General features: G+C 65.4%; 18 protein-coding genes. 9 read left to right on the top strand and 9 right to left on the bottom strand.

The genetic code is table 11. From position 1 onward, the window contains the following. Window positions 1–75: 75 nt before the first annotated feature. The 6 genes from fdxA to Q0319_RS16760 all read left to right on the top strand — a co-directional run bounded on the left by fdxA (window position 76) and on the right by Q0319_RS16760 (window position 4,348). Window positions 76–399 carry a ferredoxin FdxA gene (gene fdxA, locus Q0319_RS16785; RefSeq protein ID WP_296469229.1) on the top strand — a complete coding sequence of 108 codons (324 nt, stop codon included), beginning with the start codon at window positions 76–78 and terminating at the stop codon, window positions 397–399. Between the two features lie 102 nt (window positions 400–501). After that, the gene (locus tag Q0319_RS16780; RefSeq protein ID WP_299454585.1) at window positions 502–1,311 is read left to right on the top strand and encodes a ferredoxin--NADP reductase; all 810 of its coding nucleotides are present in this window, start codon (window positions 502–504) and stop codon (window positions 1,309–1,311) included. 103 nt (window positions 1,312–1,414) lie between these two features. After that, window positions 1,415–2,662 (top strand): polyhydroxyalkanoate depolymerase, encoded by a 1,248-nt coding sequence (phaZ, locus tag Q0319_RS16775; RefSeq protein ID WP_296469233.1) that lies wholly within the window; start codon window positions 1,415–1,417, stop codon window positions 2,660–2,662. Window positions 2,663–2,673: 11 nt separating this feature from the next. Continuing rightward, window positions 2,674–3,327: an electron transport complex subunit RsxB gene (gene rsxB, locus Q0319_RS16770; protein ID WP_296469234.1), complete on the top strand. Its 654-nt coding sequence runs from the start codon at window positions 2,674–2,676 to the stop codon at window positions 3,325–3,327. Between the two features lie 35 nt (window positions 3,328–3,362). Continuing rightward, complete coding sequence (nth, locus tag Q0319_RS16765) at window positions 3,363–4,001, top strand: endonuclease III (protein WP_299454581.1); 639 nt, start codon at window positions 3,363–3,365, stop codon at window positions 3,999–4,001. Window positions 4,002–4,066: 65 nt separating this feature from the next. After that, a complete protein-coding gene (locus tag Q0319_RS16760) occupies window positions 4,067–4,348 on the top strand; it encodes a hypothetical protein (RefSeq protein ID WP_299454578.1) in 282 nt (93 codons plus the stop codon). 29 nt (window positions 4,349–4,377) lie between these two features. Here the strand turns inward: Q0319_RS16760 and Q0319_RS16755 are convergent, their stop codons facing one another. The 5 genes from Q0319_RS16755 to Q0319_RS16735 all read right to left on the bottom strand — a co-directional run bounded on the left by Q0319_RS16755 (window position 4,378) and on the right by Q0319_RS16735 (window position 7,289). After that, window positions 4,378–5,001 (bottom strand): hypothetical protein, encoded by a 624-nt coding sequence (locus tag Q0319_RS16755; protein ID WP_299454575.1) that lies wholly within the window; start codon window positions 4,999–5,001, stop codon window positions 4,378–4,380. 54 nt (window positions 5,002–5,055) lie between these two features. Next, on the bottom strand, window positions 5,056–5,232 hold the full coding sequence (locus Q0319_RS16750; RefSeq protein ID WP_296471113.1) for a hypothetical protein: 177 nt from the start codon (window positions 5,230–5,232) through the stop codon (window positions 5,056–5,058). Window positions 5,233–5,257: 25 nt separating this feature from the next. Then, window positions 5,258–6,643 carry a sigma-54 dependent transcriptional regulator gene (locus tag Q0319_RS16745; RefSeq protein ID WP_296471110.1) on the bottom strand — a complete coding sequence of 462 codons (1,386 nt, stop codon included), beginning with the start codon at window positions 6,641–6,643 and terminating at the stop codon, window positions 5,258–5,260. A gap of 141 nt (window positions 6,644–6,784) precedes the next feature. Next, complete coding sequence (locus Q0319_RS16740; protein ID WP_296471106.1) at window positions 6,785–7,102, bottom strand: DUF883 family protein; 318 nt, start codon at window positions 7,100–7,102, stop codon at window positions 6,785–6,787. 25 nt (window positions 7,103–7,127) lie between these two features. Further along, window positions 7,128–7,289 (bottom strand): DUF1328 domain-containing protein, encoded by a 162-nt coding sequence (locus Q0319_RS16735; RefSeq protein WP_296471103.1) that lies wholly within the window; start codon window positions 7,287–7,289, stop codon window positions 7,128–7,130. 347 nt (window positions 7,290–7,636) lie between these two features. On the opposite strand from Q0319_RS16735, the gene Q0319_RS16730 reads away from it, so the two are divergent. Then, window positions 7,637–8,692 (top strand): sigma-54 dependent transcriptional regulator, encoded by a 1,056-nt coding sequence (locus Q0319_RS16730; RefSeq protein ID WP_299454571.1) that lies wholly within the window; start codon window positions 7,637–7,639, stop codon window positions 8,690–8,692. A gap of 40 nt (window positions 8,693–8,732) precedes the next feature. Here the strand turns inward: Q0319_RS16730 and cls are convergent, their stop codons facing one another. Further along, entirely contained in the window at window positions 8,733–10,118 is a 1,386-nt protein-coding gene (gene cls / locus Q0319_RS16725) for a cardiolipin synthase (protein WP_299454568.1), read from the bottom strand. A gap of 216 nt (window positions 10,119–10,334) precedes the next feature. On the opposite strand from cls, the gene Q0319_RS16720 reads away from it, so the two are divergent. Together Q0319_RS16720 and Q0319_RS16715 are read left to right on the top strand one after the other, a co-directional pair. Further along, on the top strand, window positions 10,335–11,777 hold the full coding sequence (locus Q0319_RS16720; RefSeq protein ID WP_299454566.1) for an RNA polymerase factor sigma-54: 1,443 nt from the start codon (window positions 10,335–10,337) through the stop codon (window positions 11,775–11,777). 48 nt (window positions 11,778–11,825) lie between these two features. Further along, the gene (locus Q0319_RS16715) at window positions 11,826–13,766 is read left to right on the top strand and encodes an AsmA family protein (protein WP_296469037.1); all 1,941 of its coding nucleotides are present in this window, start codon (window positions 11,826–11,828) and stop codon (window positions 13,764–13,766) included. 13 nt (window positions 13,767–13,779) lie between these two features. On the opposite strand, the gene Q0319_RS16710 is transcribed toward Q0319_RS16715, so the two are convergent. From Q0319_RS16710 to egtD, 3 genes are read right to left on the bottom strand one after another with little or no spacing between them, the layout of a single operon-like run. Then, window positions 13,780–14,010 (bottom strand): hypothetical protein, encoded by a 231-nt coding sequence (locus tag Q0319_RS16710; protein WP_296469040.1) that lies wholly within the window; start codon window positions 14,008–14,010, stop codon window positions 13,780–13,782. Beyond that, window positions 14,003–15,277, bottom strand: coding sequence for an ergothioneine biosynthesis protein EgtB (gene egtB, locus Q0319_RS16705; RefSeq protein ID WP_296469042.1), 1,275 nt, complete (start codon window positions 15,275–15,277; stop codon window positions 14,003–14,005). Before egtB ends, Q0319_RS16710 begins: the two co-directional genes overlap by 8 nt. After that, window positions 15,274–16,299, bottom strand: coding sequence for an L-histidine N(alpha)-methyltransferase (gene egtD / locus Q0319_RS16700; protein WP_296469044.1), 1,026 nt, complete (start codon window positions 16,297–16,299; stop codon window positions 15,274–15,276). Before egtD ends, egtB begins: the two co-directional genes overlap by 4 nt. Window positions 16,300–16,422: the final 123 nt, after the last annotated feature.

Raw genomic sequence — 16,422 nt, 5'->3', positions numbered from 1 at the left:
CCGGCCGGATTCTCCCAGTCCGGTAAAATGATGGGCTTGACCTAAACTTTATTCCAGCCCGCCCTGGAGCAGCCTATGACTCACGTCGTCACCGAGAACTGCATCAAATGCAAATACACCGATTGCGTTGACGTCTGCCCGGTCGACTGCTTTCGCGAAGGCCCTAACTTTCTGGTGATCGACCCCGACGAGTGCATCGATTGCGCCGTCTGCATCCCCGAATGCCCGGCCAACGCCATCATGGCCGAAGAAGACGTACCTGCCGACCAAGTCCACTTCATCCAGCTCAACGCCGAGCTGGCGCAAACCTGGCCCAGCATCACCCGTACCAAAGAGCCGCTGCCCGACGCCGACGAGTGGAAGGACAAGACGGGCAAGCTGGCGCTGCTGGAGCGATAACGACCCGTTTTCGCGCCGACGCATCGTCATTCCAGTTTTCAGGGCCGCCTCCGGGGCGGCTGGCCGGCGCTGGCGGCCCCGGCCGGGGACGCCCAGGAAATAATGACCGCTGAAAAATACACCGTCGAAACCGTCACCTGGGTCAAGACCTGGGTCCCGCACAAGCTCTTCTCTTTCCGTACGACACGATCGCCAGGCTTTCGTTTCGCGCCGGGGCAGTTCGCCCGCCTGGGCATAGAACGGCAGGACCCTGACGCCGAGGACGGATCCGGGCGGCGCATCGTCTGGCGGGCCTATTCCATCGTATCGGCGCCTTACGACGACTTCCTCGAGTTTTTTTCCATCGTCGTGCCGGGCGGCGAGTTCACCAGCGCGCTCGAGCACCTGCGCGAAGGCGACCGCATCTACGTCGACAAAACGAGCTTCGGCTTCCTGACCACGGCGGCCTTCCCTGCCGGCAAGGACTTGTGGATGCTGGCATCGGGAACGGGACTGGCGCCTTTCGTCTCTGTCCTGCAGGACCTGGAGGTCTGGGAAACATACGATCATCTGATCGTAGTGCACAGCGTGCGCACGCCGCAGGAATTGGTGTATCGCGACGTCATCGAAGGCCTGCGCAACCACGAGGTTTTTGGCGAATTTTGCCGCGGGCGGCCGGACAAGCTCATCTACCTGCCATCGGTCACGCGCGAAAAGGTGGAAGGCGCGATGAGCGACCGCATCACGACGCTGATAGCCAACGGCGAGCTGGAAAGGCGCGCCGGCGTGACGCTGGATCCGGCACGCTCGCGCGTCATGCTCTGCGGCAACCCCGACATGGTCTCGGACCTGCGCAAGCTGCTGGCCGAACGCGGTTTCGGCACCTCCCGGCGGGGCAAGCCGGGGAACCTGGCGGTCGAGAATTACTGGTAGGGGTAGCTTCGCCTCCCTCCCCAGGCCGCGAACCGCGCGGATTGTGCAATGCAATATAATCGTTTGACGGCAACGATCGTTTGCACCCAGGTCTGGAGCAAAGATGCTGTATCAATTGCATGAATGGCAGCGGGCGCTGCTCACCCCTTTCGCGCACTTTGCGGACGCGACGGCACAGCTTTTCTCTAATCCGTACAGCCCCCTCGCCTATACGCCGATGTCCCGGCGCCTTGCGGCGGGCTACGAACTGCTGTACCGGCTGGGCAAGGACTACGAAAAGCCGGCCTGGGGGCTCACGTCCACGACCATGGACGGCGCCGACGCCGTCGTCACCGAAGAGATCGCCGCTGCGCGTCCATTCTGCAACCTCGTGCATTTCGTGCGCACCCCGGCCGGCCGCAAGCCCGCCAGGCGCAAGCCCGATCCGACCGTACTGCTGGTGGCGCCGCTCTCCGGCCACCACGCGACGCTGCTGCGCGACACCGTGCGCGCCCTGCTTCCCGCGCACGACGTCTACGTCACGGACTGGATAGATGCCCGCATGGTGCCGGTCTCTGCCGGCCCGTTCCACTTGGCCGACTACGTGGACTACATCCGGGATTTCATCCGCCAGCTGGGGCCGGACGTCCACGTGATTTCCGTCTGTCAGCCTACCGTCCCCGTGCTCGCCGCGGTGTCGCTCATGGCCTCGGAAGGCGATCCCAAGCTGCCGCGCAGCATGGTCATGATGGGCGGCCCCATCGACCCGCGCAAGTCGCCCACGCAAGTGAACAACCTGGCGACGACCAAACCCTACTCCTGGTTCGAGACGAACCTCATCCACCGCGTGCCGCCGCGCTTTCCCGGGGCCGGTCGCCAGGTATATCCGGGCTTCCTCCAGCATGCCGGCTTCGTGAGCATGAATCCCGACCGGCACCTGAAATCCCACTACGATTTCTACCTCGACCTGGTGCGCGGGGATGAAGAGGACGCCGAGGCGCATCGCCGCTTCTACGACGAATACAACGCCGTGCTGGACATGCCGGCCGAGTACTATCTGGACACCATACGCATCGTGTTCCAAGAGTTCCAGCTTCCGCGCGGGGTCTGGAAAGTGCAGGGCAAGCTTGTCAAGCCGGCAGACATCGAATCGGTCGCGCTCTTCACCATCGAAGGCGAGCTGGACGACATTTCCGGCTCCGGCCAGACCCGGGCCGCGCACGACCTGTGCAGCGGCATTCCGGCCGAACGCAAGCGTCACTTCACGGCGCCACGTTGCGGCCACTACGGCATTTTCTCGGGAAGGCGCTGGCGCGAGATGATTTGCCCCCAGATTGCCGCCTTCATTCGCCAGCACAGCCATCCCGCCTGACGAGGACGCCCGTGAGCCTGGTTGACCTGGTCGACGCGGAACTGCCCCAGACGCAATGCACCAAGTGCGGCTACGAGGGATGCCGCCCATACGCCGAAGCCATCGTGCGCGGCGAAGCATCCATCAATCGTTGTCCGCCCGGCGGCGACGAAGGCATCGTCAAGCTCGCCGCCCTTTTGCAACGGCCGGTGTTGCCGCTGGACGAAACGCGCGGGAGGCACGAACCGCTGAGGGTGGCGCGCATCGACGAACAGCACTGCATAGGCTGCACGCTCTGCATCCGGGCCTGTCCGGTGGACGCCATCGTGGGCGCCAACAAGGCCATGCATACGGTGCTGCCCGAGCTGTGCACGGGCTGCGACCTGTGCGTGGCTCCGTGTCCTGTGGACTGCATCGTGATGGAGCCCGCTCCCGGCGGGCGCACCTGGACGCGGCAAGACGCCGACGCCGCGAGGCTGCGCCATCGGCGCCGGCAGGAGAGGCTCGCCCGCGAAAGCCTCGAGGACCAAGAACGGCTGCGCGCCAAGTCCCAACTCCAAGGCGCTTCCCCGCTCGCCCCCGCAGCCTCCGCTGCGGCAGCCACCGGCGCCGACGAAGCGGCCGAACGCAAACGTGCCATACTGCAGGCCGCGCTGGCCCGGGCGCGCGCCCGGCGGGCGCATTGATCCATCCCGAACAAGACGGCCATCGCCGCGTCTGCATGAATTCTGCCAAACGACTCGCTATTTTCGAGCGCCTGCAAGCCGCCAATCCCACGCCGACGACGGAGCTGGAATACCAAACCACGTTCCAGCTGCTCATTGCGGTCATCCTTTCGGCGCAGGCCACCGACAAATCCGTCAACCTGGCGACGCGCCGCTTCTTCCCCCAGTACGGCACGCCCGAGAAACTGCTCGAGCTGGGCGAGGAAGGGCTGATCGAGTACATCCGCACCATCAATCTCTACAAGACCAAGGCCAAGAACGTCATCGCTACCTGCCGGATCCTGCTCGAGCAGCACGGCGGGGAAGTACCCGCCAGCCGGGAAGCGCTTGAGGCGCTGCCCGGCGTCGGCCGCAAGACCGCCAATGTGGTGCTCAATACGGCCTTCCGGCAAGTCGCCATGGCTGTCGACACCCACATCTTCCGCGTGGCCAACCGCACCCGCCTGGCGCCCGGCAAGACCGTGCGCGAGGTGGAAGACCGCCTCCTCAAGGTAGTGCCCAAGCCCTTCCTGCTGGACGCCCATCACTGGCTCATCTTGCACGGACGCTACGTCTGCCTCGCCCGCAAGCCCAAATGCCCGGAATGCGGCATCGCAGACTTGTGCGAGTACAAGGAGAAGACGCTGCCCGCGTGAGTCGCCCGGCTCGACCGGCGGGCACGCGGTTTGCGGCGTACCCGGCATTCTGGAAGGAGCATGTGATGACCCACAGCAGCGTGCTGGGCGCCCCCGACGCAGCGCCCGACGAGGACAAGACCGGAGCGCTGGGACCGAGCGATACCTCCGACTCAGGCAGCGACTTGGCCGGCTTGCCGGACGAGGCCACGGACACCGATTCGGGCGGCACCGGCGAGCGCGGTTCCGTCGATCCGCAAGAAGAGCAAGCGGGAAGTGACGTGCTGCCCGATGAGGTGGTGGATGAAGAGCGCCTCGTGCGTTCGCATCCCGGCGACAATGAGGACGACGCCACCGAACGCCGGTGACGGGCCGCCCCCGCCCGCGACACCATCGATCAATGCACCGTGTGCCGCGCCGCCCGCGGGTGGCCGTCCATGGCGTCCTCGGGCCGGGCCGGGACCTTGTCGCTCAGTACCGGCGCCGCTACGGGGTCGAAATCTGTCCAGTCGCCCTCGCGCCAGCGGCCTTCGGCCTTTTCCACGTCTTTGCCACCGCAATCGCGCAACACGCGTGCGGCGACAGCCTCCGACTCACGCGTCACATGCACGGCGGCCAAGACACCCGCCCGGCGCATGCCGGTCGTGTGGCCGGCCCGATGGGCGCGTGCGGCACTACGCGTTGCTGCCAGCGCGCCCGCCAGCGATCCCACGTAGGCCCCCACCCCGACGGCCAGCAGCAAGGCGAGTACCGACCCCCCCGCGTACAGCCAGATGACGCTGCCGATCAAGGCACCGGCCAGCCCCAGCAGCGCGGCACCCGCCACGGCCCCGCGCCGGGTCTTGCTCGCACCGGGGTCGACCGCCTGGTCCCCGCCCAGGGAGTAGCGGTCGTGCTGCCCAGCGGGATTGACGAAGAAAATGGACACGTCCTCGGGGGCGAAGCCGGCGCCAAACAGCTGGCGGCCGGCTTGCTCGGCCTCGGGGAATGAATCGAAGCGAGCAGCAACGATGAGTGACACGGCTGTCTCCTATCTGTTCACGGATAGGAAACTGCTAGCACGGACCGTGCCGCCTCACTCCTCTTCCGGAGGGGTGGGCGGAGATGGCGGCAGATCGGGATCGATGGGGTCGGGTTCCTGCGCTGGCGGCACGGGCGGGTCGCCCACCGGCGTACGCGGCGGGTCGCCGACCGGCGGAGGATCCTTGACGGGCGGATCGGGAGGAACGGTGTGCAGGCTCAATTCGAACATGAGGTCTCCATGACTGCACGAGGCGTCATGACACGGGCGCGTCGTGCACGTCCGTTTCGCGCGCATCGCTCGCGGCATACTCCTCCAGCCGGTTGTAAAGCGTCTTTAGGCTGATGCCCAACATCTCGGCGGCATGCTTCTTGACGCCTCCACAGTGCTGCAGCGTCGCGAAGATCAGGCGCTTATCCGCTTCTGCAAGCGACATGCCTACCGAAATCGTGACCAGCGGTTCGCTTTCGGCCTTGCCGGCCGGAGCCAGTCGTATGGGTGCCGCCACCGAATCGATCAGCCCGCCGTCGGCCATGATGAACGCGCGGTGCACGTAGTTCTTCAATTCACGCACGTTGCCTGGCCAGGAATGCGCCACCATGTCGGCCAGCATAGCCGGCGAAAATGACTTGGAAGTCTTGTGCGTTTCGTTGAGCTGGTCGAGGAAACTCTGGGCCAGCAGCTCGACGTCCTTGCCGCGCTCCCGCAGGGGCGGAAGGTGAATGGGGAATACGTTCAGGCGATGATAGAGATCCTCGCGCAGCTTGCCTTCAGCCACTGCCTCCTGCGGATTGCGGTTCGTGGCGGCGATGATGCGCACGTCGCATTCGATTTCCTGGTTAGTGCCGACCCGCATGAAAACGCCCGTTTCGAGCACCCGCAGGAGCTTCACCTGCAGCTCGATGGGCATTTCCGTGATCTCGTCCAGGAACAAGGTCCCGCCGTGGGAGCGCTCGAAGTACCCCTTGTGCTGGCGCTCTGCTCCCGTGAAGCTGCCGCGCTCGTGCCCGAACATTTCGCTTTCGATCAAATTGGGCGAAATCGCGCCGCAGTTCACGGCCAGGAACGGGCGCTTGCGCCGCAGGCTGAGGTCGTGCAGGGTCTGGGCGGCGAGCTCCTTGCCGGTGCCGCTTTCGCCGATCAGCAGCACCGTGGCCTCCGTGGGCGCAACCTTGCCGATCTGGTCATAGAGATCCTGCATGGCCGCAGAGCTTCCGAGCATGCGCCCAAAGCGACCGAACCGCCTCAATTCGCCGCGTAGCGAACCGATCTCGGCTTTCAGGTCTCCTGCACGCGGGATGCGATCCAGGATGGCCTTGAGCCGCTGCATGTTGATCGGCTTGATGAGGTAGTCTGCCGCCCCCAGCCGCAAGGCGTCGACCGCGCTTTCGACGCTCGCATGGCCGGTAATGAGAATGACCTCTACCGGGATCGACGGGTCGAGCTCCTTGAATAAGTCCATGCCGCTGCCGTCGGGAAGCTTGAGATCGGTCAGCACCACGTCTGGACTCTGGCGCACGATCTGGATCCGGGCCTCACGGAGGTCGCCCGCCACTGCGGTGGTAAAGCCTTCAGCGCTGACGATTTCCGCCAGGGCGGCTCGAGTATTCGGTTCATCGTCCACGATCAGGACATGCGGCATGCGTCAAGGCTCCACGATAAACAGGTCACGCAGCCGGGGCCGCCTCCCGGGGGCAGCCATTCGGCCGTCAAAAGGATGTCCGTATCGACGGGCTGAGCACCGCCCGACATGCATTCTGCCGCGGGCCGGCGCAATGCGCCACTAGCGCCGCATGGACAGCAGGCCGATGACCGCGCCCACGGCGGCGGCTATGCCGACCGCCCTCCATGGATTCTCTCGCACGTAGGCATCCGTGTGAGCCGAAACCTGGCGGTAGGACGCCGCAGCGCCACGCTGCGCGTCCCGGAACAGGTCCCGGGCGCGGTCCATCTCGTCACGGAGCCGGTGGCGCGCAGCCTCGAGCTCCTGGCTGGTGAAGTCCGCCTTGTTTTTCAACAGAGCTTCGGTGTCCTCGACGGCCCCGCGCAAATGCTCGACTACCTTGCTCTTTCCTTGCCAGTCGTTCGAATGCCAACCCATATCCTCTCCCTGTTTCGGTTCCGGGCTAGCGTCTCAACGCACCCAGCAGAAGCGTCACCACGAAAACGATGACGAAAACGTAGAACAGTATCTTCGCGATCTCCGCGGCGCCGGAAGCGATTCCTCCGAATCCGAAAAGCGCGGCGATCAATGCAATTACGAAGAAAATGGCGGCCCATCGCAACATCGCTTACTCCTTGTATAGATCCAGCGTCGAGCAGACCGGGTCGTGCGCCGGCGCCACTCCGGAAAGCAGCGCTCGCAGTTTTCGTACCGTGGCGCCAGACGTCACGCCGGTGCTCCGCCAGCAGACCACGACAACCGGCGATTGGCCATGGTCCAAGTGCAAGGAATAGGTAAGAATTACATGAAAACTTGTAAATTCCATGCTTACGGATGGGCGTTGCCACAGCCCGTTACCACGTGCATGTCCCCGGCGCCCCGCGGGGCGCCCGCGACTGCTTAGAATGGGGCCTTGCCGCCCAGCGACGCGGCTCGCCTCGCCCCTGGAGCCCCATGCGGAAGGAACCGGCAATGCGCCCTGACGAAGCCCAGGCCTCGACGATCGATACCGAAACGCAACGCCCGGGTTCCGACGGCAACGCCGCTCCCTCGGCCGAGCGCCTACCGGATGCCTGGGACCACTACGGACTGCTGTATGGCGCATCACCCGCCATGCGGGAGTTGTACCAACAGATCGAGAAAGTCGCGCCCACTTCGCTCACCGTGCTCATCATCGGCGAGAGCGGCACGGGCAAGGAATTGGTCGCGCGCACGCTGCACGAGAAGAGCCCCCGCTCCAGCGGCCCCTTTATCCCGGTGAACTGCGGTGCCATCCCCTCCACCCTCATCGAGGGCGAGCTGTTCGGCCACGAAAAGGGCAGTTTCACCGGCGCCATCCAGCAGCACGCCGGGTATTTCGAACGCGCCGCCGGCGGCACGATACTCCTGGACGAGATCACGGAAATGGCGCCGGACATGCAGATCAAGCTGCTCCGCGTCCTCGAGACCGCCGCCTTTCACCGCGTGGGGGGGACGGAGCAGATCTCAACCGACGTCCGCGTCATCGCAGCGACCAATCGCGACCCGCAACTTGCCGTCCAGGACGGCAGGTTCCGGGAAGACCTGCTGTATCGACTCGCGGTATTTCCCTTGCGCGTGCCACCGCTGCGCGAGCGCACCTCTGACATCGAGCTGCTCGCGCGGCACTTCCTCGACCAACTCAACGCGGCCGAGAAAACCCGCAAGCGCTTCGCCAAGGGCACCCTCGACAACCTACGCCACCATCGCTGGCCGGGCAACGTGCGGGAGCTGAAGAACGCGATCCACCGCGCCTTCATACTCGCTGACGAGGAAGTCGAGGTGCGCAGCCCCGAGCCGGCTCCGCGGAACCGACGGATCGTGCGTCGCGACGGCCGCATCGAGCTGGCCGTGGGCACGCCGCTGCCCGAAGCGCAGCGGGAGCTCATCCTGGCCACGCTGGCCCATTTCGGCGGCGACAAGCGGCAAACCGCCAGTACGCTGGGCATCAGCCTCAAGACACTCTACAACCGGCTCGACAGCTACAAGCACGGCGGCGCTGACGCCTGAACGCTGCCCGCCGGCACGGATGCCAGGGATGACCGGACACTCAGAGCCAGCGCTCCCACAGCCGGGCGAAGAACTCCTTGAACCGCTGTGAAACCGGCCGCCTGCGCCACTGTTCGGCATCCACCCGTACCGCGGCGCGGCGGTCCGCCTCGAACAGCGCTTCCATTTCCGCGCCGAATCCGGCTCCGAGAATGACCGCATTGATTTCGTGATTCAGGGTAAAGCTGCGCCAATCGAGGTTACTAGACCCCGCCGTGGACCAAACGCCGTCTACCACCGCAGTCTTAGCATGAAGCAAGGCATCCTTGCGTTCGTAGATTTTCACCCCTGCTTCCAGCAGCGTTTCGTAATGCGAGCGCCCTGCGTGGAACACGATGGAAGAATCGCTGAACCCCGGCAACAGCAAGACGACGTCCACGCCCCGCTGCGCCGCCTCGCACAACGCCGCGATAAAGGCGGGATCGGGAACGAAGTAGGCCATCGTGACATGGATGGAGCGCTGCGCGCTGTTGATGGCTGAGAGCAGCGTCAGGTAAATCGCGTGATTGTCGCTTTCACCGGGACGATTGACGAGGATGCGCACCACGTGCGGTCCGCTGCGGGGTTGCGGGACGAGGAAATCCGCGGCGCCCAGGTCCGGGCCATCCTGGCTGCGCCAGCCGTCGAGGAAAACGCGCTCGACATCCTGGACTGCAGGCCCGCGTATGCTGATATGGGTGTCGCGCCAGGGCGCGCTTTGCGCATCTGCCGCCTTTCCGCCCGAAGAGCCGCGCCCCGGCCGGGACGCGTAGACGTCGCTCAGGTTGATGCCCCCGACAAAAGCGATTTCACCGTCGACCACCAGGATCTTCCGGTGGCTGCGCTCATTGAGGGACCACGCACCGCGTCCTTGGAGGGGATTGACCGGATTGAAGAACACCACCTGCACGCCCGCCTGCCGCATGCGTTCGAAAAGCTCCGGCGGCACGGACAGCGTGCCCACGGCATCGACCATCACGGCCACTGCCACACCTTCCCCACGCTTGTCGATGAGGCGTTGCGCGATACGCAAGCCCACGGCATCGGCCTCGAAGATGTAGCTCTCTAGGTGAATGAAACGCCGGGCGCCGCCGATGGCCGTTTCCATCGCCGCATAGGTGCTGGGACCGTCGGCGAACAACTGCACGGCGTTGCCGGCGACGAGCGGCGCATCGGCCACCGCCTCTTCCACCTGCAGGTGCCGGGCCAGGAAGTCCTGCGCGCCGGCGCCTGCGCCCAAGCGCTGGATGATGCGCCGGCTCTCCCGGTAGGTCAGCCATCCGCTGTCGGTGGAAATGCGCACCTCGCGCCGGGGCGGCGCGTCTTCTGCGTCGGGCAGGGGGTGCGCGCAACCGAGAGCCGAGAGGACTGCCGCGACACAAACAACGAAGCCAAAGAACGTAATCATTCTGTCATGCACTCCACGTTATGTAGTGGATGGCCCCTGGCCCGGTGGGCCTTGCGCAGGTAAAACTTACCGAACCGGCAAGAGCTGCACGCCATTGTCTACCGCTGCGCTGCGTCTGCCTACCGTTTCGCGATTGGCACGAAGCTTGCAATTGCTTGAGATCGCGACACCTGGGGGCCGGCCTCGGCCCCCGCATCCAAAGCACGGGAGACGGCCTTGGTACAAGCCACGTACGACATGCGAGTGCGTCAGCAATTATCCTTGACGCCAAGACTCCAGCAGTCGGTCAAGCTGCTGCAGATGTCCGCACTCGAATTCACGCAAGAGCTGCAACAGGCAATCGCGACCAATCCATTCCTGGAAGAAGACGATCAGGACGACGCGCCGCCCGCGGAAGAAACGGTGCTGTCGGTCGATCGCAACGCGGGCGAGATTTCGCAGGCCGAAGAAGCCGACCTGCGCGCCTCCGAACCGCCCCCGTTCGACCCGGAACCGTATTCGGCGCCGTATCCCAGCGACCGAAGCCGCGACGACGACGGCGACGAACGTCCCGACGTCGGGCAATGGACACACAGCTGCGTCGGCCTGCACGATCACCTGCACCAGCAGCTCTGCGGATACCGCCTGGGCGCACGAGACCGCCTGCTGGCGGAGGTCATCATCGAAGCGCTGGATGAAGACGGTTATCTGCGGCAGGATCTCGACGAACTTGCCGTCTCCTTGGCCATTTCCCCGCCGCCCCACCCCGACGAATGGATGGTTGCCCTCAAGCTCGTCCAACACCTGGACGCGCCCGGATTGGCAGCACGCAGCCTCGGCGAGTGCTTGCGGCTGCAGTTGGAATCCCTCGATCCCGGAACGCCGGGCCGCATGCTGGCCATGGAAATCGCCGGCTCGCACCTGGACCTCATGGCCCGGCGCGAGACGGCCGAACTTCGCCGCAAGCTCGGGTGCAATGAAAGCGAGCTCGCGGTCGCGTGCCGCCTGATCCGAAGCCTGAATCCGCGTCCCGGCCTGGCGTTTTCCGAGCCCGAGAGCGACCACATCGTGCCGGACGTCATCGTGCGCAAGGTCAGGAACAGATGGATCATTACGACCAACCCCGCGGTGATGCCCAAGGCGCGGCTGCACCAGGCCTACGCCAACCTGTTCCGCAAGGCGCGCTATGACGACCGCGCGCCCCTGGCGCAGGAACTGCAGGAAGCGCGCTGGCTGATTCGGAACGTTGAACAGCGCTTCGCCACGATACAACGGGTGGCCGAAGCCATCGTCGCCCACCAGCGCACGTTCTTCGACTACGGCGAGATCGCGCTCAAGCCCCTGGTGCTGCGCAAAGTGGCCGAGGAACTCGACCTGCACGAGTCCACGGTCTCGCGCGCGACGAACAACAAATACATGGCGACGCCCCGCGGCGTTTTCGAATTCAAGCACTTCTTTTCGAGGGAATTGGCCACGGACACCGGCGGGCGCTGTTCGGCCGCGGCCGTGCGCGCGCTGATCCGCGACATGATTGCCGCGGAGAATCCGCGCGAGCCGCTCTCGGACGTCGCACTGACACGCTTGCTCGCGGAACAGGGCGTGGTGGTGGCGAGGCGCACGGTCACAAAATATCGGGACTTGATGAAAGTCCCGCCGGCCGAATTGCGCAAACAACCCTGACCCATTAAAACGGGGGTGTGGAGGCAGCCGCCTCTTCTGGATTTCCCCATGCGCGCATTGAAACTCCTGGCTGCCTTCGCTGGCCTTCTCCTGCTTCTCATCGCCGCCGCGCTGTTGACCGATTGGCGTTTCCTGCGCGGCACCGTGGAGCGCATCGCCAGCGACAAGCTGGGGCGCCCGGTGATGCTGGACGAATTTCGCATGCAGCTGCGTCCCGTCACGCGCATTCATCTCCAGGGGTTGAAGGTCGACAACCTTCCGCAGTTCCGCCCGCAGCGCATGGTCGAGGCCGAAGCGGTCGATATCCACGTCCGGCTGCTACCGCTGCTCAAGCGCGCCATCGTGCTGGACTTGCTGTCCATCGACGGCGGCCAAGTGCACCTGGCGCGGAACGACAAGCTCGACAACTGGACCCTGCCGAAATCGGAAGACTCCGGCCCGCCGCCGGACATCGTGCTGCGCACGCTCGCCTTCAACCGTCTAGCGATCACGTACGACGACAGCGTGCTGGACGTTGCTGGCAAGCTGCGCGCCGACAGCGAAGCACCACCACCATCGGGGCCCGCCTATGGGATGAAGCTCCAGTTCGACGGCAAGTACCGCGAAGGGGTGTTCGGCGGCGTCGCGCGTGCCGGAAGTATCCTGACCCTCCGGGACTCGGGCACCCCGTTTCCCTTTTCCATCGACGCCCAAGCCGGACGGACGCGCATCCGCGCCGAAGGGCAGGTCGGGGATATTTTCGGCGATGCCCAGGTGGACCTCGCCCTCGACGCCAGCGGACCGACCTTATCGACGCTTTATCCCTACATCGACCTGCCGCTGCCCGCCACCCCGCCCTACCGGCTCAAGGGGCAGCTCAGGCGCACCGCAACGACTTTCGACCTGGTCGGCATGCAAGGAACCATCGGCTCCACAGACATATCCGGCGATGCGCACTACGAAATGCGCGCACACAAGCCGCTACTGCGCGCCCGGCTCAAGAGCCGCGTCTTGGACATGAAAGACCTCGGCCCGCTGATCGGCGTGGGCGATGATTCGGAGCACGATGCCAAGAAGAACGCCCGCGCGTCGGACGGCCGCGTCCTACCAGATGCCGAATTCGAGCTCGAACGCCTCAACGCCATCGACGCAGACGTGACCTTGGACGCCGGCGACGTACGCGTGCGCGGTCCCTGGGCATTCGACGATTTCTCGTCCCGGCTCGTATTGCAAGACGGCGTGCTCAAGCTCGCTCCCCTGAACTTCGGCTACGCGGGCGGCAAGCTACGGGCGGACATCACGATGGATGCGCGCCAGCCGGTCATCCGCGCCGACGCCCGGATCGCGATCCAACGCGCACGGCTGAACCGCCTGTTTCCCGACGTGGAACTGATGAAGAAAAGCGAGGGTACGCTAGGCGCCGACGTCAAGCTCAAGACGACCGGCAACTCCGTGCGCGCCATGCTCGCCCACGCAGGCGGGTCGCTCGGGCTGGCCGTGACGGGCGGCGAAATCTCGAACCTGCTGGTCGAAGCGATCGGGCTGGACGCGGGACAGGCGCTTGGGTTCCTGATCGGGGGGGACGAAGCGACTCGCCTGCGGTGCGCCGTAGCAACCTTCGACGTGAAGCAAGGCCTCGCCACGGCACAGGCATTCGTCGTCGATACCGACGATACGCGTATCGACGGGAGCGGCACGATCGACCTCCGGACCGAAAAGCTGAACCTGCGCCTGGAGCCTCAGCCCAAGGACAAGAGCATCCTGGCCGCCCGCTCGCCGATCAACATCGTCGGCACCTTCGCCAAACCGGACTTCGAAATCGACAAGGCGAGCCTGCTGGCGCGTGCCGGCGCGGCCGTGGCGCTCGCCTTCATCAATCCGCTCGCGGCACTGATCCCCCTGGTCGAGACCGGGCCAGGCAGCGACGCCGATTGCAAGGGCCTGCTCTCGACCTTGCGCGACGCCAGCCGCAACGCCGATGCCCCTGCTGGCCGGGGCGGGCAGCGCTGACCGGCCGCGTAGGTCACGATTCGTCGGGCGGCACCGTCTTCTGGCGCTTGCCGCGACTGGCTCGCAGGTCGGTATCCTCCTGCCCTGATTGCACGTCCCGATAGGCCTGCTCGATGATCTCGCGCGGGGCGCTTTCCTGGCTGTCGTGAGACTCGTCGTGTTCATGGGGCAGCCGCGGCTCGGGTTGGCCGACGTCGTCCTGCGCGCGCGTGCGCTCCGGCTTGCGTGGTTTGGGGTCAGCCATGCGAATCTCCTGAACGAGCCAGCCGCAAGCCGGCGTACTGCCAACGCGAGGCGGGCGGAAAAAAATTCCGGTACGTCGTGCGCAGGTGGCTGCGGGGCGTGGCGCATGACCCACCCCGCAGCACCATCTGGTTGATCATGAACTTGCCGTTATATTCCCCCACTGCCCCGGCTGCGGGACGAAAGCCGGGATACGGCAGATAGGCGCTCTGGGTCCATTCCCAAACGCCGCCCAGGAACGCCGTGCACCCGGGCCGCAGGCGCCGGGGGTGGAACACGCCTGCCTCCGCGAAGTCGCCCTCTTCGATGCCCGCCTCCGCAGCCGCGCGCTCCCATTCCTGTTCGGTGGGCAAACGCGCCCCCGCCCACCGCGCATAGGCATCCGCCTCGTAGTAGCTCAAGTGGCAGACCGGTTCGGCCTCGTCGAGCGACTGCACGCCAAAGCTCGTGTAGCAGTACCAATCGCCTGCCCTGCGCAGCCAATACAGCGGCATGTCCCAGGCTTGCCGGCAGCGGGCATCCCATCCGTCGGACAGCCACAGATCCGGGCGCTCGTAGCCGCCGTCGCGGATGAAAGCCAAGTATTCGCCGTTCGACACAGGCCTGTCCGCCAATTCGAATGCTTCGGTCCAAACGCGATGCCTGGGGGATTCATTGTCGAACGCGAATCCGTCCCCGGCATGGCCGATCCCGACCAAGGCCGCGTCATAGCGGCGGAACCGGAGCGGCCCCGGAGCGACCTCGGTCCGGCCCTCCGGCACACTGCCCCACGCCGGGAGCAAGGGGTTGCACCAAAGGTGGTGCTTGAGGTCCGTGGCGATCAGCTCCTGGTGCTGCTGTTCATGTTGCAGGCCGAGCTCGATCAGGTCGAGCGCCTCGGCCGGCAGGGCCTCTTCGCCCATCCATGCCAGCAGGCGCTCCGACACCGATCGCTGATAGGCAAGCACCCGCTCGAGCGACGGGCGGGACAACAATCCCCGCTCGCCGCGCGGATGGCGTGCGCCAACGCCCACGTAATAGGAATTGAACAGCTCCCGAAAGGCCGGATCGAACGGTTCGTGCCCGGGCAGCCTGGGTTCGAGCACAAAAGTCTCGAAGAACCATGCAACGTGGCCAAGGTGCCATTTGACCGGGCTGGCCTCCGCCATGGATTGCAGCATGCAGTCTTCCGCCGACAACCCGTGCAGCATGGCGAGGGTCGCATCGCGCACGGCGACGAAGCGGCGCGCCAGCAGGGCCTGCCAATTCGTTGCGTCGCGCGCGTTCATCGCTGTGCCAGGAATACGCCGAACCAGGCGCGCGGATCGGTCCACATGCTGCGCACGGAGAATCCGGCTTCGGCCAGCATGCCGTCAAACTGTTCGGGCGTGTATTTGTAGGAATGCTCGGTGACGATCGCATCGCCGGGCTGGAACGTGCGGCCCATGGCGCCCCACCGGACCCGGACGCGCTTTCGGGCCCGCAGCCGCATCTCTATCCGCCCACGCTCGGCATCGAAGATCGCCTCGTGCGCGAAATCCGCCGGTTGGAAGTCGGTGCCCAGCACGCGGTTGCACACCCGCAGCACATTCCGGTTGAAGGCTGCGGTCACGCCCAAGTCGTCCGCATAGGCCCGCTCCATCGTCTGGCGATCCTTGCGCAGGTCGGCGCTGATCAGCAGGCACCCCCGGGCGCCAGCTTCGCGGCCGATGGCCGCCATGAATGCCACGGCGCGACCGGGCGAGAAGTTGCCGATGGACGAGCCTGGATAGAAAAAGACGGGGGGATGCTCATGCAGGTCGACCAGCGCACCGTGCAGGTCGAATTCCCCGGAAAAATCCGCCTCCATCGCCTCGCACGGCATCTGGGGAAAGTGACGGCCCAGTGCGGCCACCTCGCGGCGTACCCAATCGGCGGCAATGTCCACGCCCACATAGCGGCAGGCATCGACGTGGGGGAGCCAATCGCGGGATTTGGCGCAATCGCCGCATCCAAGGTCCACCCATTGCACGCTGGCAGGCAAGGAACGCACGATGGCTGCCCGGTGGGCTTCGAAAATGGCGCGCTCGGTCCGCGTGGGGTAGTACTCCTCCAGCTCGCAGATGGCGTTGAACAACACGCAGCCTTGTGCGTCGTAAAGGAATTTTGGATCGATGCGCGCCGGCTCGGCTTGCAAGCCCGCGGCGAGTTCCGCGGCCCGGTTGTCAAGGGGAACGCCCTCGGGGTGGCGCCGTGGCTGCACGGCTGTTTTCTCGGGCGCGGCGGCCACTGCAGCCGCGGGGGTGAGGGAATAGGGACGTATGTTCGTCAATATCGGCTCCTGACACAACGACATCTGGCGTCGAGCGCCAGCAAGTCCGGTGCCCGGCTTCCGATGTCCGTATCTATACGCCCCGGACGGCTCCGGCGACCAATGCGCTTGTAACGCTTCGCG

This window comes from uncultured Pigmentiphaga sp. (assembly GCF_937950555.1).
GTDB lineage: Bacteria > Pseudomonadota > Gammaproteobacteria > Burkholderiales > Burkholderiaceae_B > Pigmentiphaga.
Note: the sequence above shows the minus strand (reverse complement) of the source record. Positions and strands in the feature narration are given on the sequence as shown.